This is a genomic window from Bacillus sp. SIMBA_005, assembly GCF_046535585.1.
Classification (GTDB): Bacteria; Bacillota; Bacilli; order Bacillales; family Bacillaceae; genus Bacillus; species Bacillus pumilus.
The window spans coordinates 1-247 of record NZ_JAWRWI010000926.1 but is presented as its reverse complement, the minus strand read 5'-3'; the positions used below and the strand labels follow the sequence as shown (position 1 = coordinate 247).

The window sequence follows — 247 nt, the reverse complement described above, 5'->3', positions numbered from 1 at the left end:
GGACAGCGCGCCATGCCGGCATGCCGACCCGCGGGAACTGGCGCGCGATTTCGCCGCCGTGCGCACCGTGCGCTTCGAGATCGGCGCGAGCAAGGTGCGGATCGACGGCGCCGCCTCGCCCGACCCGACCCTGCGTGGCCGCGCCTGCGCGTCGTCGGCAGGCCTGCTGCAACGCCTGGTGCTGTCGCAGGAGAAATCCGGCGACACCCTGACCGTGCATCTGCGCCGCGAGACCTCGGGCAGCATG

The 247-nt window shown here is 73.3% G+C and carries 1 protein-coding gene; it reads left to right on the top strand.

Going from position 1 to position 247, the window contains the following annotated elements; translation table 11 throughout:
- Positions 1-247: hypothetical protein (locus SB660_RS22785; RefSeq protein ID WP_410584788.1), on the top strand; the 247-nt coding region annotated here is incomplete at both ends.